The organism is Pseudomonas sp. dw_612 (genome assembly GCF_018449725.1).
Classification (GTDB): domain Bacteria; phylum Pseudomonadota; class Gammaproteobacteria; order Pseudomonadales; family Pseudomonadaceae; genus Aquipseudomonas.
The window spans coordinates 46,392-64,336 of record NZ_JAAVVC010000025.1 but is presented as its reverse complement, the minus strand read 5'-3'; the positions used below and the strand labels follow the sequence as shown (position 1 = coordinate 64,336).

16 protein-coding genes are annotated in these 17,945 nt (G+C 59.4%); 8 read left to right on the top strand and 8 right to left on the bottom strand.

Going from position 1 to position 17,945, the window contains the following annotated elements; all coding sequences use genetic code 11:
- The first annotated feature begins 57 nt into the window (after window positions 1-57).
- The 6 genes from HB680_RS28375 (at window position 58) to HB680_RS28350 (ending at window position 7,810) form a co-directional block, all read left to right on the top strand.
- On the top strand, window positions 58-1,296 hold the full coding sequence (locus tag HB680_RS28375; protein ID WP_213941637.1) for an alpha/beta fold hydrolase: 1,239 nt from the start codon (window positions 58-60) through the stop codon (window positions 1,294-1,296).
- On the top strand, window positions 1,293-2,429 hold the full coding sequence (locus HB680_RS28370; protein ID WP_213941636.1) for a caspase family protein: 1,137 nt from the start codon (window positions 1,293-1,295) through the stop codon (window positions 2,427-2,429). Before HB680_RS28375 ends, HB680_RS28370 begins: the two co-directional genes overlap by 4 nt.
- Window positions 2,430-2,476: 47 nt before the next feature.
- A complete protein-coding gene (locus HB680_RS28365; RefSeq protein ID WP_213941635.1) occupies window positions 2,477-3,562 on the top strand; it encodes a hypothetical protein in 1,086 nt (361 codons plus the stop codon).
- A gap of 154 nt (window positions 3,563-3,716) precedes the next feature.
- A complete protein-coding gene (locus HB680_RS28360) occupies window positions 3,717-4,217 on the top strand; it encodes a sigma-70 family RNA polymerase sigma factor (protein ID WP_123516236.1) in 501 nt (166 codons plus the stop codon).
- A gap of 97 nt (window positions 4,218-4,314) precedes the next feature.
- A complete protein-coding gene (locus HB680_RS28355) occupies window positions 4,315-5,289 on the top strand; it encodes a FecR family protein (protein ID WP_213941634.1) in 975 nt (324 codons plus the stop codon).
- Window positions 5,290-5,386: 97 nt separating this feature from the next.
- Window positions 5,387-7,810, top strand: coding sequence for a TonB-dependent siderophore receptor (locus tag HB680_RS28350; protein WP_213941633.1), 2,424 nt, complete (start codon window positions 5,387-5,389; stop codon window positions 7,808-7,810).
- Window positions 7,811-7,903: 93 nt separating this feature from the next.
- On the opposite strand, the gene HB680_RS28345 is transcribed toward HB680_RS28350, so the two are convergent.
- The 3 genes from HB680_RS28345 to HB680_RS28335 form a co-directional block, all read right to left on the bottom strand.
- Window positions 7,904-9,055, bottom strand: a complete 1,152-nt coding sequence (locus tag HB680_RS28345) for an MFS transporter (RefSeq protein WP_213941632.1) — start codon at window positions 9,053-9,055, stop codon at window positions 7,904-7,906.
- Window positions 9,056-9,163: 108 nt separating this feature from the next.
- Window positions 9,164-10,744, bottom strand: a complete 1,581-nt coding sequence (locus HB680_RS28340) for a glucan 1,4-alpha-maltotetraohydrolase domain-containing protein (RefSeq protein WP_213941631.1) — start codon at window positions 10,742-10,744, stop codon at window positions 9,164-9,166.
- Window positions 10,745-10,884: 140 nt separating this feature from the next.
- Window positions 10,885-11,136, bottom strand: a complete 252-nt coding sequence (locus HB680_RS28335) for a hypothetical protein (RefSeq protein ID WP_213941630.1) — start codon at window positions 11,134-11,136, stop codon at window positions 10,885-10,887.
- Between the two features lie 92 nt (window positions 11,137-11,228).
- Between HB680_RS28335 and HB680_RS28330 the strand changes: the two genes are divergently transcribed.
- A complete protein-coding gene (locus HB680_RS28330) occupies window positions 11,229-12,008 on the top strand; it encodes a helix-turn-helix transcriptional regulator (RefSeq protein ID WP_213941629.1) in 780 nt (259 codons plus the stop codon).
- 45 nt (window positions 12,009-12,053) lie between these two features.
- On the top strand, window positions 12,054-13,046 hold the full coding sequence (locus HB680_RS28325) for a diaminopimelate epimerase (protein WP_213941628.1): 993 nt from the start codon (window positions 12,054-12,056) through the stop codon (window positions 13,044-13,046).
- Between the two features lie 131 nt (window positions 13,047-13,177).
- Here the strand turns inward: HB680_RS28325 and codA are convergent, their stop codons facing one another.
- The 5 genes from codA to queD all read right to left on the bottom strand — a co-directional run bounded on the left by codA (window position 13,178) and on the right by queD (window position 17,883).
- The gene (gene codA / locus HB680_RS28320) at window positions 13,178-14,425 is read right to left on the bottom strand and encodes a cytosine deaminase (protein ID WP_213941627.1); all 1,248 of its coding nucleotides are present in this window, start codon (window positions 14,423-14,425) and stop codon (window positions 13,178-13,180) included.
- Between the two features lie 13 nt (window positions 14,426-14,438).
- Entirely contained in the window at window positions 14,439-15,710 is a 1,272-nt protein-coding gene (codB, locus tag HB680_RS28315; RefSeq protein ID WP_213941626.1) for a cytosine permease, read from the bottom strand.
- 240 nt (window positions 15,711-15,950) lie between these two features.
- A complete protein-coding gene (locus HB680_RS28310) occupies window positions 15,951-16,775 on the bottom strand; it encodes an alpha/beta hydrolase (RefSeq protein ID WP_213941625.1) in 825 nt (274 codons plus the stop codon).
- A 187-nt stretch (window positions 16,776-16,962) separates the two neighbouring features.
- On the bottom strand, window positions 16,963-17,415 hold the full coding sequence (locus HB680_RS28305) for a GNAT family N-acetyltransferase (RefSeq protein ID WP_213941624.1): 453 nt from the start codon (window positions 17,413-17,415) through the stop codon (window positions 16,963-16,965).
- 111 nt (window positions 17,416-17,526) lie between these two features.
- Complete coding sequence (gene queD / locus HB680_RS28300) at window positions 17,527-17,883, bottom strand: 6-carboxytetrahydropterin synthase QueD (protein ID WP_017736453.1); 357 nt, start codon at window positions 17,881-17,883, stop codon at window positions 17,527-17,529.
- Window positions 17,884-17,945 lie beyond the last annotated feature (62 nt).

Genomic DNA, 17,945 nt, shown 5'->3' with positions numbered 1-17,945 from the left:
TCGTCCACATACTTGATTTACTTTTTCTCCTCTTTTGCACCTGACAAGGAGTCTTCCATGCCCGTCATTTTTATCCACGGTGTTAATAACCGAAAAGAAGATCCGGGCTACGAAGCGCAGCGACTTATCACTGCCAGGTTTTTGAAGAAACACCTGACAGGCGCGAAGATCAACGGTAAAACACTGGGTCAATTTTTACCGGTGTTCCCTTATTGGGGAGACTTGGGCATTTCGTTTGCCTGGAAGATGCAGTCACTTCCGGTCGCGGGTGCAGAAGAGTTGGGGCCGGCGGTGGAGGATAATCTGCGGCCTCTCGTTGCATCGCTTTACGATGCCGTGGCAGATCCGGCCTCCGTCACCGATGCACCACTGTTGAAGTTAGCGCAGCATTCTTTCCCCAGGGCAATCGACCTTTTGGCCCAGCTGGTTCTATCGAGTGCTGCACCCGAGGACGCGGAAGCGGCCAGCGATTTTGTATTCCAGGCTCAGGAATATGCCGCTCAGTTTGAAGACCCGAAAGTTCTACCACCGTGGTTATCGAAGGTGAAAAATGACCCGCAGTTCATTGATGCACTATTCGGTGCACTACAGGATCAGGCCCAGCAGGTCACTGGTAAACCCGATACCGACGCTCTGGGGCTGGCAGATGCTTTCAGCAATGTGGTGTCGAGGCTTGCCGATATGTTCAAGAAGGCAACGAAAGAGGTTGCCACAGCAACACTGGATAGAGTCGGGGATTATGCGTCAACCAAGTTGCTCGCCTGGTCGAGAGCGTCGCTCAATGCAACCTTGGGCCGATTTACCGGTGACGTGTTTACGTATATGGACAGCCGAGGGCAAGCGGGGGCCGCAGGTCCAATCCCGTCGTTAGTCCTGACGGACATTATCGACGCCGTCGACGCTCAACCGGACGAGCCATTGGTTGTCATCGGGCATAGCCTGGGCGGGGTTATCGCTTATGACCTGTTCTCACACTTCGCGCCGGAATTGAAAGTCGACCTGTTTATTTCGATTGGCTCGCAGGTGTCGCATTTCGAAGAGATGAAACTGTTTAAACAACGACGACTGGATGTCCCGGGTGCCGGCGGTGCCAAGATGCCGAAGCCTGCCAACGTCTTCGAATGGCTCAATATCTACGATCCAGTCGACATTTTTTCTTATGCCTGTGAAGAGGTGTTCGAGGGCGTGCAAGACTTCGACTATGACACTAAAACCTATGTCATGAAGGCCCATGGCGCCTACTTTGAACAAGCTCGTTTTTATGAGCGTCTGCGTATACGGATAAACGAATTATGAGCCTGATTTATCCTTCAAAAGCGGCCGATGTCGAACTGGCTCAACCTCGGTTGCACGCCTTTGTGATCGGGGTTGCCAATTACCCGCACATGAAGGGCGGGGCAGGTGCTCCAGCGCTGACGCCATTGGGGCTGGGCCAGGTCACGACTCCGCTCTGGACGTCGTTGGCCATTGTGAATTGGCTGATGAAAGACTACACCCACCCTGATAAATCCCTGGGGTCTATCGAGTTTGTAGCTTCCGCCGGGCCTGCTGATGTTGTTGAATTGAACAAAGCGTATGCGGGCGTAGAACCTGCGACGATGGTTAATATCGTGGATGCTTTTGAGCGGTGGCAAAAGCGTTGCGCATCCAATCCCGACAATATTGCTTTCTTCTATTTTTGTGGTCACGGCTTGCAGAAAGCCGAGCAATACCTATTGGCGGAAGATTTCGGCGATCCCGCCGTCGCTAATGCGTGGAAAAACAGTATTAACTTCAGCGCGACCCAAGTGGGTATGCGCGCCTGCGCTGCCCAGACGCAGTTTTATTTCGTTGATGCGTGTCGGGAACTCCCGTTCGCCTTGTTGAATGCCATCAGTGCCAATGGGCAAACATTGATGAGTGCCTCCGTCGGTGATTCCGTCAACTGCTCGGCGGTTTATTACGCCGCGGCCAAAGGGGCGAAAGCGCATGGGCCTCGCGGCGGTGTTTCGTATTTCGGCCAAGCGGTCATTGGTTGCCTGGAGGGGCTTGCAGGTATTTCTCATCGGGGGCGATGGATCGTAACAGCCGCATCGCTTTCAAAATCCATTCCTGAAGTGATTGAACATTACAAGAAGCTTTACAAGTTGCATTTGACTTGTAACTCCGATGTCACCGGCCTTGAAACAATTAATGTACCTGGGGTTGGTCATGTTATCGCCTTGATTGATTGCACCACGGCGGCGGCTTCTACTCATGCAGTTATTAAAATGACCCGCAAAAACATTGTCTACCTATCCGGACTTGCCGATCCCAAGCCCCTGGTCCAGATTGTTGAACCGGGCGATTGGGAGGTCACGGTGACTTTCCCCAGTGGTGCCTATCCTGATCATGGCCCTGAGACGTGCGTGTTGAGTCCTGCAACTTTTGTCGGAGTGAATACGCCATGAGACCTGAGACCAAGACATTACAGGTCACATTCGCGCCAGACGCTCCGATGGCAGCAGTCGAGGTGGTGGCGCCTGATTTCTCTGTCGTGAAAAGAGTGATGATGCGGGGCGGGGATACACAAGAGATTGCCGTTGCTTGCGATAAGGTTTTTCTTCGCATCAGTCTGCCTTCAGGCAGAACCGTTACGTTGCCTGACCGGGGGAGCCTTTCCAGGACCGTCACCCTTGAATCGCTTAACCTACCGTCGCTGGAAAAAAAGCATTTCGAGTTGTCGGACGTCAGTGAGCTGGCTTTCGGGCCCACGGATGCGGCAATGGATGCCAGAGCGTTTTCCCTTGTTCCGGACAATCATTGGAACGTCGTTCTGATGAATGACAATCGTCAACCTGTGAGCGGCCGTTTCTTTTTCACGAAGACTCAGTGGTCCTGGCAAGCTCCCGCACCAGAAAGTTACCAGGCCCTTGCCCATTTGATCGTGGGCCTGGGGAAGAAGATGCAACTTAATGTCAACATCCCGGCGCACACACGCACGCTGGATATAAGACACCGGTTCACCGAAGACGAAGAGGCTTATCGCATTCGCCTGACCACTTCGGTTGAGTCGGCCGACACGTTGTTGAGTTTCTTGAGTCGAGGCAACCTTGCAGCGGCAAGTTCGATGTCAAGTTGGGCGAGTAGTTGCGAAGATTTATTGATGCGCAAGGGCAGTGATCCTGCTGGCGCCGCTGTCGGTGGTTACTTGCTGCTGAAGATGGGGAAATATGAACGCTTGCATGACTGGCCCAGGAACCTTGCGGGCGATACAGATGAACTTCGCTCTGCCGATGGCGCAGTCATTTGGGCGTCTCAGTTGATTGCCATGGGTAAAGTCGAGGAAATAAATGAAATAAAACGCTACTTGTTTGCCGCTGCGGACAGTTCCTTACCGGTTTACACGGAAGGTCTTCGGCTGCTTTTCGAAGGTTTACGGCTGTTGGGTGATGACGGGAATAAAAAACTGGAGAAGCTGATCAGCCGGTTGGGCACCATTTTGTGGGAGTCGCCACTGACGGCGTATTTGACCGGTTCAGGCGCAAAGAAAAATCCTGATATTAAACCGGTGATCATTGATATCGGATTGGCTGCAGACTAATACGGATTTTCCAATCGTACGCGGCCTTTACAGAGCATGGCACAGGATCGTACCTCAACGGTTCGACCAGTAACCGCGATCCTCCACGGGAATGCATTGCTTCGGCTTAATAGGAAGCATTACTATTCACGCCTCCTCCCCACAGCACACCGCAATGACCCCCAAGCTGCCCCGCACCCACGGCTTTTTCGAGCATTACGAAGAGTTGATCGGCACCTGGACCCGTCGCCTGAGAAATCGTCAGCAGGCCGAGGACCTGGCCCATGACACCTTCGTGCGGGTGCTTGAGTCGGATTCGGCGGCGGTGGAGCAGCCTCGGGCGTATTTGCACCAGACCGCGCGCAACATTGCGGTGGATGGTTATCGGCGCGAGGATCGGCGGGGCGCCATGGAGTCCGAGGCGATTGATCACAGTGTGTCGTCGTCCGGCGACCCGGAGCATTTCATGCATGCGATCCAGTTGGCCGACTCCATTGAGCGGGCGCTTACGGAGTTGCCGATCAATTGCCGCAAGGTGTTTGTCTGGCAGAAGATCGAAGGCCTGACCCAGGCGGAAATCGCCGAGCGGCTGGGGCTGTCCAAGAACATGGTGGAAAAGTATATGATCCGCACCCTGCGGCATCTGCGCGATCGTCTGGATGGGGCGCAGTCATGATTCGCGGTGCTCCGGAAAAGATCGCAGCCTTCGGCAGCTCCTACAGGGGGGCGTGTCGCCATCTCCCATTTACACCCCCGGCCAAACAGGAATTTCCATGATGGATACTCGTGATTGCGCGTGCGGGCAAACAGCGGTTCGCGACGAGGCGGCACGGTGGTTTGTGCGTTTGCAGGAGCCGGCGGTGGATGTCCAAGAACATCGGCGTTTCGAAGTCTGGCTGCATGAACACCCGCAGCATCGTGATGAATTTCAATTGCTCCAGGGCTTGTGGACGGCGGCCGATCTGTTGCCGGCCAAGCGTTTGCAAGCCTTGTGCGAAGCCCCGCCGGAGCGTCGCAAACGGCGTCCGCTGGTGCGTTACGCGGTGGCCGCCAGTGTGTTGGCGGTGGCGCTCGGCCTGGGCTTGTTCAGCGGTTTGAATCACCCGGCGACCTACACCGCGGAATTTTCCACGGCCCTGGGCGAGCGCCAGCACGTGGCGCTGCCGGACGGATCGGTGATCGACCTCAACAGCCGTAGTCGGGTGCAGGTGCGCTTTGAAAAGAATCTGCGCGGCATCGAGCTGACGGAAGGCGAAGCGATGTTCAGCGTTGAGCACGACACCAGCCGGCCGTTCGTGGTCGAGACGGGCAACGGCAAGGTCACGGTCACCGGCACGCGCTTCGATGTGCGTCGGGATCTGACGCAAACCCGGGTCGCGGTGGAGCAGGGCACGGTCAGGGTTCAGGGGCAGGGCGCCGATTTCATCAGCCTCACCGCTGGCCTCGGTACGCACATCGATGCCCAAGGCAAGGTGGCCGCCGCCTACGCGGTCAACCCGCAGGAACTGACGGCTTGGCGCAGCGGCAAACTGGTGTTCAACAACGCCAGCCTTGCTGAAGTCGCGGCTGAAGTGTCGCGCTATCGGGAGAAGCCGCTGACCGTCGGCAACGACAAAGTGGGCAATCTGCGCCTGACCAGCGTGTTCAAATCCGACAACACCGATGCGTTGCTCAAGGCCTTGCCGAGCATTCTGCCGGTGGCCGTGCGCACCCTTTCTGACGGCAGTCAGGAAATAATTGCGCGATAGATTCAGGTTTTTTTCGAGTTCTTCGTCTTCTTGTCCAACTGCAACTGGTTTGCATTAACAGCCGCGTATTCTTGCGATCCACAGGACAACGTTCGACGTGAAAAAAACCACCGCTAAAAACAACAAATCACCTTGGCTGCCGCTCGCGCTGGCATTGGCTGTCAGCGCCGCGCTGCCTCAGGCGTTCGCCGCCGATGCCATTCACATCCAGGCGCAGCCGTTGGGCCAGGCCCTGAGCCAGCTCGGTCAGCAAACCTCGTTGCAGGTTTTTTTCAGTCCGGAACTGGTCGCCGGCAAACAGGCCCCGGCGGTGGACGGCAACTTGTCCCCGGAGCAGGCCTTGCGCCAATTGCTGCAGGGCAGCGGTCTGGAATATCAGATCAATGAAGGCTCGGTGACCCTGACGCCAGCCCCGACTGCCGCGTCCAACGGTCCGCTGGAACTGGGCGTGACCGACATCAAAGTGGTCGGCGACTGGCTCGGTGATGCAAATGCCGCCGTGGTGCAAAACCACCCCGGCGCGCGGACTGTGATCCGCCGTGAAGCGATGGTTGAGCAGGGTGCAATGAACGTCGGTGACGTGCTGAAACGCGTGCCCGGCGTACAAGTGCAGGACGCCAACGGCACCGGCGGCAGCGATATTTCCCTGAACGTGGGCGTGCGCGGCCTGACGTCGCGCCTGTCGCCACGCTCCACCGTGCTGATCGACGGCGTGCCCGCTGCGTTCGCCCCGTACGGCCAGCCGCAACTGTCGATGGCGCCGATTTCCTCGGGCAACCTCGACAGCATCGACGTGGTTCGCGGCGCCGGTTCCGTGCGTTATGGACCGCAGAACGTCGGCGGGGTGATCAACTTCGTCACCCGCGCGATTCCGGAGAAAGCCACCGGTGAAATCGGCACCACCCTGGAAACCTCCCAGCACGGCGGCTGGAAACACATCGACACCGCGTTTGTCGGCGGCACCGCGGACAACGGCATGGGCGTGGCGCTGTTGTACACCGGGGTGAACGGCAACGGTTACCGCGAACGCAACAACGGCAACGACATCGACGACGTGATCCTCAAGACCCACTGGGCGCCGACCGACGTTGACGATTTCAGCCTGAACTTCCACTACTACGACGCCAGCGCCGACATGCCCGGCGGCCTGACCCAGAAGCAGTACGACGCTGATCCGTTTCAGTCCGACCGCAACAATGACAACTTCAGCGGACGTCGCAAGGACGTATCGTTCAAATGGGCACGGCAGATCGATGACCGCACCCAGGCCGAAGTGCTGACGTACTACACCGACAGCTTCCGTGGCAGCAACATCGCCGCTCGCGATCAGAAAACCCTGGGCTCGTTCCCGCGCTCCTACTACACCTTGGGGATCGAACCGCGCGTATCCCATGTGTTCGATGTCGGTCCGACCACCCAGGAAGTCAGTGTCGGTTATCGCTACCTCAAGGAAGCCATGCACGAACAGGCCAGCCGCCTGGCGCTGGTCAACAACGAGCCGGTCGCGCTTCCGGGTTCGGACGGGCATGTGTATCAGGACCGCACCGGCGGTACTGAAGCCAACGCGGTGTACCTCGACAACAAAATCGACGTCGGCAACTGGACTGTGACCCCGGGCATTCGCTTCGAACACATCAGCACCGACTGGCATGACCGCCGCGTTCTCGACACCGCCGGCAAACCGGTGCCGGAGAAGGATCGCAGCATCGAAAGCAACGAACCGCTGCCGGCGCTGAGCGTGATGTATCACCTGTCCGATGCCTGGAAGCTGTTTGCCAACTACGAAACTTCGTTCGGCAGCCTGCAATATTTCCAGCTCGGCCAGGGTGGTTCGGGTGACAGCACCGCCAATGGTTTGAGCCCGGAAAAGGCCAAGACTTACGAGATCGGCACGCGTTACAACGACGATGTGTGGGGCGGGGAAGTGACGCTGTTCTACATCGACTTTGATGACGAACTGCAATACATCAGCAACGATGTGGGCTGGACCAACCTCGGTGCGACCAAGCACCAGGGCCTTGAAGCGTCGGTGCATTACGATATGTCGGCACTTGATCCACGGCTCGACGGGCTGACCGCCAACGCCGGTTTCACCTACACCCGCGCTACGTATGAAGGCGAAATTCCGGGCTTCAAGGGCCGTGACTTGCCGTTCTATTCCCGTCAGGTGGCCACCGTCGGCCTGCGCTACGACGTGAATCGCTGGACCTACAACATCGACGGTTTCGCCCAGTCCAAACAGCATTCGCCGGGTACTGGCGTGAACGCGGATGGCAGCTTCACCGGCAACTACATCACCGATGGCAGCGCCGACGGCCAGTACGGCAACATTCCGGGCTACGTGACGTGGAACGTGCGCGGGGGCTATGACTTCGGTGCGCAGCTGTCGAACCTGAAACTCGGGGCCGGGGTGAAAAACGTGTTCGACCATCAGTACTTCACCCGCTCCAGCGACAACAACTCGGGCATCTATGTCGGCGCACCGCGCACATTCTTTGTGCAGGCCAGCGTCGGTTTTTAACGCCTAGGATCAAAAGATCGCAGCCTTCGGCAGCTCCTACATTCGGTGGTGTATACCCTGTAGGAGCTGCCGAAGGCTGCGATCTTTTCGCTTTTAGACTTTCAACACCTTCCCGCCAATGGCCACGGCCACCAGCAACACCGCCATCAACCCGAACGCAAAGCTCAAGCTGCTGGCATGGGCGACGAACCCGATCAGTGCGGGCCCGGCGAGGATGCCGGCGTAGCCGAGGGTGGTGATGGCCGGCACGGCAATGCTTTGCGGCATGACGGTCTGTTTGCCCACGGCGGTGTACAGCACCGGCACGATATTCGAGCAACCCGCGCCGACCAGCGCATAACCCACCAACGCGACCTCCCAGTTCGGTGCGAATGTCGCCAACGCCAGGCCCACTGCGGCTGTCAGCCCACCGAACACCATCACTTTGGTCGCGCCCAGGCGCCGCACAATGGCATCCCCGGTCAAACGCCCGGCGGTCATGGTCAGGGCAAATGCCGCATAACCCAGCCCGGCATACGCCGTGTCGATCCCGCGCTCGGACGCCAGGAACACCGCGCTCCAGTCGAGCACCGCGCCTTCAGTCAGGAACACGATGAAACACATCATGCCGATAAACAGCACGATGCCATGGGGCACGGCAAAGGCTGGGCCGGAGCTCTCACTGCCGTAAGGCAACAGATGCGGCACCGCTTTCAGCAATGCGGCGATCAGCACCACAATCACCACCAGCGTCGCGCCGAGTGGCGAAATACCCAGGCCGAGCAGGGCGCTGACACCCGCCGCGCCGACGATCCCACCGAGGCTGAACAAGCCATGGAACCCCGACATCATGGTCTTGCCGCTGGCCCGTTCGACAATCACCGCTTGCAGGTTCACCGTCGAATCCACCGTGCCCAGCCCCGCGCCAAACATGAACAGCGTCGCAATCAACGCCGGAATCGACGACACCGTCGCCAGCAGCGGCAGGGCCATGCAAATCAACAGAACCCCGGCGGCCACCACCCGGCGACAGCCGAAACGTGTGGCCAGCAGCCCCGCAATCGGCATCGCCAGAATCGATCCGACCCCCAGGCACAACAGCAACAAACCGAGCGTCCCTTCATCCAGCCCGGCCCGCGCTTTGGCGTATGGCACCAGCGGCGCCCACGCCGCGATACCGAGGCCGGCGATAAAAAAGGCGATGCGGGTGGACATCTGTTCCAGGCGTCCGGGAACAAATGAGGTGGGGGTGTTGAAGGCAGTCATGAAAAATCCTTGGTGTTGCGGTTTGCTGACGTTATGCAGGGCAACATCCTTGCATATCAACCTGCAGGCCGCGACCCTGGTTTTTTCATGAGTGCTGATGTCCCCCTTTTAAAAGCTTCCCGAAGTCTCACCGCCTGCACTGCTGGTGAAGTTGACATTGGGGTCCGGTTGCCAGCGTACGACCGCGGACGAATCGTTATCGCGCACGATGCATTTCCATTCGACGACGTGTTGCGCGGGCACATCGACCGTGCCTGTCCAGCGATTACCTTGCAATGAGTTGCCCAGACGAATGGCATGGGCGGGGTCCCAGGCGCCCAGTTCCAGCGACGAACCCACCGCATAGACACTTTGCCCCGGCTGGGTGCTGGCGTTGTTACACGTGAAACGAACACTCACGGGCGCAGGTTCGGCCGAAACGCTCCAGATCCGGATTTTGCCGTCGTCCCACGTCAGTACTGGTTGGGCCAGCTCCGGGGGCAACTTTGTCAGGTCGGAGTCCAGGGCGATCACCAGGCTTTTGCGGGCACCGGTGCTCGTGGCGACCAGCCCCGAAAACTGGGTGTGGAACCGAATCGGTGAATCTGCCTTGATCCCCGCGCCCTTACGAAGACTGATCAACTGGCGAATCAGATCGCCCCGTTGCCAGTCATACATGTCGGGCCAGTACACCGACGGGGTGCCGGGACTGCTCAGGATGTAGGCGTAGGCCTGGTTACGGCGTGATTCAACGAGCGGCCAATGATGTTGGCCTTGATTGAGTCCGGGCGAATAGCCGGTGTCATGGTTGTCAACGAAGGTGACAGCGACCTTGCGCCACTGCGGATCGGGATTCCCGTTCAACCCGTCTCGCCACTGGGCAATCGACCCATTCTGCATGCGCTCCTTGAGGGCGAAGTCGAAAACCATACAGTGCGAACGGTCCGACCAGTCCTTGAGCGCATCTTGCCAACTGGCCTGGCGATGCCAGTCGCCCTCGGGGTATTCACCGGGGCCCTTCCACATTTCGCCGACACACAATTGCTGGTTGCCGAACCCCGTCATCCAGCGGTCAACCGTTTCCGGTGCATAGCCTCGGACGAAATCGAAGCGCAGGCCCTTGGCCCCGTAGTGGTCGCGCAGATTAATGAACTCGTTTTTGAAGCGGTCGAATACTTCGGCATTGGCGGTATTCAGATCAGCGCTGCCATCCATGAAGGGATCGCCCTCATCGCACTCGCCACAATCGTGACGCCACTCGTTGCTCCGTCGGGGGAACATGGAGTGGACCGCAGCGCTGTCGTCCATATGGTTCGGCACTACGTCATACACAACTTTCACCCCTGCACTGTCCAGCTCGCCAGCGGCTTGTTTGAGTTGATCGTCGCTGCCGTACTGGCCGTTTTTCTCGAAGTCGCGCCAGAAGTACCCCTCGCCGCCGCCGGAGGCCGTGCTGCTCTGCCAACTGGACGTGTCCCGCCAGGGAGGCGGCATCCAGATCGCAGTGAATCCGTCCTGACCGATTTGCCCGGCCATGCGCGTCAGTACCGCATACCATTTTTCAGACCCATTGCGACTGGCGTTCCAGTGGAAACCCTGCAGCAGGATTTCTTCGCCTGTGCCATTGCGCACGAGGGCTGTTTCACTGGCGTGTATAGCACCGACGAATGTCAGGGTAATCAACAGACCCAGGAGTGTCTTCCTGTTCATGATCGCGCTCCGAGCGAATGAGTTCAGGGACACTCTGAGCCTGGGAAGAAGACCTGTCTGCTGTCATTAATGACAGGTTTTATCGATCAATTGGCAATAAAAAGGTACGGGGCAATAACTTGGGATGCGGTTGTCTCACGCTATTCCCCGGCACAGAGCGCCCGAAGTGTCGGGTCACGCACCTCCAGTACTTCAAACACGCCAAGCGCTCGAAGCGCCGGTAATGCCTGGAGAATGTCCTGACGTGCAATCGTGCGCAGATGTTCGGGTGAGTGGGCGTCACTCAACACCCGTGCATTGATCAGAAACGCCCCGACCGTGCCTTTGCGCACCGTGGTGCCATTGAATTGGCCTTGATTGATATCGTCGGGAAGCAGGTCTTCGGCGCGCATATCGGTGACTCCTGTGAAATGAGTGCTCAGCCTAAAGCGTCGTTCATGGCTAAACTGCCTCATTCCGGTCATTCGATAACGTGAAACGGCCAATGACTAAACCCCTGATATCCACCGAACTGGCGCAGTCGTCCACCGCTGCGCGAGTGATCGCCGTCACTCTGGACAGCCCGGTCGAGCGCCAAAGTGCCTTGCATCAGCACGCTCGCGGTCAATTGCTGGGGGCGCGGCGCGGATTGTTGTCGGTGGACGCGGCGGACCATCATTGGGTGGTGCCGGCCACCCACGCGGTGTGGATTGCGCCGGACTGCCTGCACGGCTTGCGCTCCCACGGCCCGTTCCATGGCTGGAGCGTCTATGTGGCGGCGCCGGATTGCGTCGAGTTACCGAAACAGCCGTGCATCATCGCCACCTCGGGGTTACTGCGCGAAGCCGTAGATCGCGCCGCGACCTGGGGCGAAGGCGCACTGGATCAGCGTCAGGAACGGGTGGCTCAAGTCATCCTCGATGAAATCGCGGCGCTGCCCAGCGAGCCTTTCGGCCTGCCGCTGCCCCAGGACCCGCGATTACACCGGATCACCCGGGCGTTGACCGATGACCTGGCCGACAACCGCTCGCTGGAACAATGGGCGCAGTGGGGCGGCGTGTCGGCACGCACCCTGGCCCGACGCTTCGTCAGCGAAACCGGCTTCACCTTCAGCCAATGGCGCCAACGCGCGCGGTTGTTGCGAGCGTTGGAATTGCTGGCGGCAGGGGAGGCGGTGACGACGATTGCGCTGGAACTGGGGTATGAGAATGTCAGCGCGTTTATTGCGATGTTTCGGCGCACGTTTGGGGTGACGCCGGGACGGTATTTCATCGCCGGGCTTTGACGCCTACAGTACAGGCACTTTTTACACTGACTTCAGGACCGATCCATGACGCCGTTCTACGATGCCCGGGGGAATATTTACGCGGTTGTGAGGCCCGACGCTGTACGACGCCTCGGTATCCCTGTGCCGGAGCAGGCCCGCGACGCCGCACAAACCCGCGAAAACTGGGCGTTGTCGGCTATCGAAGCGTTCTGCGGCTGGGCTCCCGGAACCCGGCCACCCGGCAGCAAGGACCATCGCTGCGACGGCTTGCTGGTCGGCCCGTTTCAAGCCGCGCCACCCTTTGATCTGTTGATCGTCAACACCGACGGCACCCTGGCCGAGCGCAGTGGTAACGGCTTGACGATTTTCTCTCAGGTGCTCAGTGAACAAGGGCTGCTGCCGGCGGATAACGGTTGTTTGTTGAGGGTTCATCACGACAAAACGGATACGTCATCGCCCGTGGAAACGTCGATCAAACCGGCCGAAGTCGATGGCGTGCAAGGCTTTTGGCTGGACTTGGGCAAGCCGTTATTCGGGCCACAAGCGGTGGGTGCAACAGGAGTTGAAAGCGTGATATTGAACGACCGCGACGTCAGCCATGTGCAACCGTTGTCAGCGCTTGACCCGGCGTGGTGCCGCAGCCAGTTTGTGCGGATCGGCAATCCCCATTGCGTGACGTTGGTCACCGGTGTCGAAGCATTGCCGAGCAATCAGCAGATGCGCGAACCGGGGTTGTCCGAAGGGCTGAAGCGCATCGCCTACGCGACACCGAGCGGGGCCGGGCGGCCCTGTGCCGCCGGGGTGAATTTGCAATGGGCGATGCTTGAGTCTGAAGGGCGGGTCGTGGCGCGGGTGTTTGAACGTGGGGAAGGGCCGACGGCGTCATCGGGCACCAGCGCCAGTGCGGTGGCTTGCGCGGCTTGGCGAGTGGGTTGGGTGACGGCGGGTGAGGTGAAGGTAGTGATGCCCGGCGGCACGGCGCCGATTTTGCTGGAAGAGCAGGGCGGTCAATTGAGTCGGGTGAGGTTATTCGGCACGGCGCGGTTGATGGGGTGATTGTTAGACCGCCATCGCGAGCAAGCTCGCTCCCACATTGGATCTGTGTCGAACACAGAATCTGTGTCCACTGAAGCTCAATTGTGGGAGCGAGCTTGCTCGCGATGGCGTCAGATCAAGCAGCCAAAACCTCAGCTCAAATCACCTCTGAACTCCACCACCGGCATCTGCCGCTTCATCAACACTTCACCCCCGCGAATCGAATACAGCGGCAAGCCCTGGCTACGAATCACTTCGTAATCACTGTCCGCCGACAGTATCAGCAAATTCGCCGGCCGACCGCGCTCCAGTCCATAACGATCCCCCAGGGCCATGGCTTTGGCGCTGTTATCCGTCACCAGATCCAGCGCACTTTGCAGGTTGCGATAACCGAGCATGTGGCAAATATGCAGGCCCGCTTCGAGCACCCGCAGGATGTTGCCGTTGCCCAGCGGATACCACGGATCAACGATCGAATCCTGGCCGAAACACACGTTCATCCCGGCTTCCAGCAGCTCATTGACCCGGGTCACGCCACGGCGTTTCGGGAAGTTGTCGAAGCGTCCTTGCAGGTGAATGCTTTCGGTCGGGCACGAGACAAAACTGATCCCGGAATGCCCGAGCAAGCGGAACAGCTTGGCGCAATAAGCGTTGTCGTAGGAGCCCATCGCTGTGGTGTGACTGGCGGTGACGCGCGAACCCATGTCGCGGCTGCGGGCTTCTTCGGCCAGCACTTCGAGGAAGCGCGAATGCGGGTCGTCGGTTTCATCGCAGTGCACGTCCACCAGGCAACCGGTACGTTCGGCCAGGTCCATCAGGAACTTCACCGAACTCACGCCCTGGTCCCGGGTGTACTCGAAATGCGGGATGCCGCCGATCACATCGGCGCCCATGCGAATGGCTTCTTCCATCAATTCCCGGCCGTTACGGTACGACTCGATGCCTTCCTGAGGGAATGCGACGATTTGCAGGTCGATCAGGTGACGGCTTTCCTCGCGCACTTCGAGCATGGCTTTGAGCGCGGTCAAGGTCGGGTCGGTGACATCGACGTGGGTGCGCACATGCTGGATGCCGTGGGCGGCCAGGGTCTGGATGGTTTTCTTGGCGCGGGTCTTGGTGTCTTCCAGTGTGATGGTGGCCTTGCGCTCGCCCCAGCATTCGATGCCTTCGAACAGCGTGCCGCTCATGTTCCAGCGCGGTTCGCCGGCGGTGAGGGTGGCGTCGAGGTGAATGTGCGGCTCGACGAAGGGCGGCACTACCAGGTTGCCGCCGGCGTCCAGATCATTGGGGCCCAGGGTCGGGGCTTCGGTCTGCCGGGCAATGTTGCCGATCAGGCCGTTTTCCAGGTGCAACTCATGCAGGCCTTCTTGGTTGCGCAGGCGGGCGTTGATGATGTGCATCAGGCGAATCCTTTTAGAGATCTTGTAGTGGTGCATCGGCAGTGCGGACACCCAGCACGCCGGTCAATATCACATACGTTAGCGCGGCAGCGGCGATACCTACCAGCGGTGCAACCCACGGTGAGCCGAACGCGGCGACCGTGCCGACCGCATAAGCACTCAGCCCGGGCCAGTTGAACGCCGGCAGCCGCGCATCGGCCAATCGTGGATATTGACCGCGATAACGGAAGAAAAAGTCCGCCATGATCACCCCGCCGATCGGCGGAATCACCGTGCCGAGCAAAATCAGGTAGGGCACGAGCATGTCGTACATGCCCAGCAGGGCCAGCAAGGTGCCGATCACGGCGCCGGCCAGGGTCACGGTTTTGCGTCGGCCGGTGCGCAGCAGGTTACAACCGGCCACGGCGAAGTTGTAGATGGTGTTGTCCTGGGTGCTCCAGATATTGAGCAGCAACATCGCCATCGCCGCCATGGCAAAGCCCTGCAGCAACAGCACTTCGACCACGTCCGGCTGCTGATAGACGATGGCCCCGTAGGCGCCGATCAACACCATCAGGCCATTGCCGATGAAGAAACCGATCAGGCTCGCCAGTACCGCGACCCGCGCCGAACGCGAGAACCGCGTCCAGTTGGTCGCTTGGGTGGCGCCGCTGACGAAGGTGCCGAACACCAGGGTAATCGCCGTCGACCAATCCAGCGTGCCGGTCGGCACCACGGCGAGCAAACCGTCGAGCCCGCCGACCTTGACCGTGGCCACCCACATCGACAGCGTCAGCAGCAACATCATTGCCGGCACCGCGACGTACGACAAAATCTCCAGCCCGCGATAACCGACATACGCCGTGGCGCAAAACACCAGGCCGAACAGCACCATCAGCCCGAGCACCGTGGCTTGCTCCAATTCGAAATACTTGCCCAGCACCACGGCGGCCGTGGCCGTGCCCCAGGCGTACCAGCCGATCTGAGTGAAGCCGAGGATCAAGTCACTGAGCTTGCTGCCCACTTCACCGAAACAGAACCGGCCCATCAACACCGAATTGAGGCCGCTCTTGAAGGCGATATAACCGAGCCCTGCGGCGTAGATCCCCAGCAGCAGATTGCCGACGATAATCACCGCCATCATCTCGCCAAAACTGAACGCCACCCCGAGCTTGCCGCCGGCAAACATGGTCGCGGTAAAGAAGGTGAAACCCAGCAGCACCATGGCCGTGGAGGCCAGGCCTTTGCGGGCATGCATCGGGACTTCGCTGAGAGGGTAATCGTTACCCGGATCGTTCTGCGTCATGGGGCGTTCCTTGCTGGATGAGAGACGCGGGGAGGGTTGCAGTGGTCGTGCCAAGCGTGGGGTGGTGGGGTTATTTATAGACGAGGCGGGGGATTGGGGCGCGAAAGCGGTGCAACTGGCGGAACGCAAGACCCATGTGGGAGCGGGCTTGCTCGCGAAGAGGCCGTGTCAGCCGATGATGATGTCGACTGACACGACGCCTTCGCGAGCAAGCCCGCTCCCACAGGAGATTGGGTTTCTTCAGGGAGATTGCGGTAGAAACCGCAGCAGTGCAGCGACGATCGCTTCCGGCGCATCTTCCTGTACCAAATGCCCGGCATTGGGGATGGCATGGAAACGGGAGCCAGGAATCATTGCATGCAAGGCGCGACCGCGCTCGATGGGAATCCACTGATCATCCTCACCCCACAAAATCTGCACCGGGCAACGGATCGTCGGGTACAGCTTTTCGGCCTCTTGGGTGTAGCGCTCGTCCATCTGCGCGATCTGCCGATAGAACGCCGCTTGCCCCGGCTCCCCCAGCCACGGTTGTACGTAGGGCGCCAGTTCATGGTCGGGAATCTCGCGCTTGATCGCCCCGCGAATATAGGTCGGCACGATGGCGCGCTGGATGTAGTCGGGCAAGCCGCTGAACGCCGTTTCATGCTGGCGCACATGCTGCACGAATGGCGAGCCCCAGGGCGTCAGCGCCACCGGGTCGATCAGGGTCAGGCTGCGGTAGTTTTTGCCGTTCAGCAGATGCGTGCGCAGGGCGGTGGCGCCGCCGAAATCGTGGGCCACCACGTCGGGTTGCTCCAGGCCCCAGTGGTCCAGCAACTGGGTCAGCAGCTCGTTTTGCACACCGAGGGACACATCGCCCGGGATTTTCTCGGATTGCCCATACCCCAGCAGATCAAAGTAATGCACCCGATGCGTGGCGATGAAGTGCGGCGCAATCCGGTGCCACACGTAGGAAGAAAAGGGCGTGCCATGCACAAACACCAACGGCGGGCCGTCGCCACGTACGGCGTAGCGAACCGAGTGCCCGTTGAAGCGATAGGTTTGAGGCAGAGGCCAGTCAGTCATGGGGGTGTCCTCTTGGCGTGGGGGAGCCAAAAAGCATAAGCAAAAGGTGGCTGATACAGCAACTGACGAAACGCATTTCCCCTTGTGGGAGCGAGCCTGCTCGCGAAGGCTTTGGCACATGCAGCATCAATGTGACTGACAGACCGCTTGCGCGAGCAGGTTCGCTCCCACAGGTGTTGAGCAGGTTTCAGCCCAGCACTTTACTCATATGCACCCGACGCAAGCCGTTCTCTTCTACCCGATGGGTTTCGACATACCCGCGGCGGGTGTACAGCGCGATGTTTTCGCTCATGGCTTCGTTGGTGTAGAGCCGGATCGTCGGGTAACCCGCTTCCCGCGCGTGGCGTTCGGCGAATTCCAGTAACTGCCGGCCAAGGCCTTGCCCCTTGACCGCCGGGCTGACCGCGATGTTGTCCAGCAGCAAATACTCTTCGGTGTCGATCAACACCACAAAGCCGAAGAGTGCCTGTTCGTGCGCGAGCACATGCACGCGCCTGGCCAGCACCTGGCTGGCGTAGTCATCCAGCATCGGCGCCGGTTTACGGCCGATACGTTCGATGTAAGGCGAGTAAGCCGCCTCGACGATGGCCTCGATCTGCGCGATATCCTCAAACGTAGCGGGACGAATAAGCGGTGACATGAGACGGGCTCCTTTGGGCCAAGGATGGGGCCTGACTGTACTCGGCGCGGGGGCGAAACGACAGGCATAAAAAAACCACCGTCGCCGGTGGTTCTTCTGAATCGGGTGTTTTTATTCGCCGCGATAGATGCAGCCGCTGGTGCACGTCTCGTGGATACGAATTGCGCTGAGTTCCGGCAGCAGTGGCTTCAGCTCAGTCCAGATCCACTTGGCCAACACTTCACTGGTCGGGTTTTCAAGGCCAGGAATGTCGTTCAGATAGTTGTGGTCCAGACGCTCATACAGCGGCTTGAAGATCGCCTTGATTTCCGAGAAATCGCGAATCCAGCCAGTATGCGGATCAAGGTCGCCGCTCAGATGGATCGCCACTTTGAACGAGTGACCGTGCAGGCGACCGCACTTGTGGCCGTCCGGTACGTGGGGCAGGCGGTGGGCGGATTCGAATGTAAACTCTTTGAAGATTTCCACAGTGATTTTCAGCTCTGTCAGGTGGCGATCGCCGCGGCGATGTGGGCAGGCGGCGAGTTTAC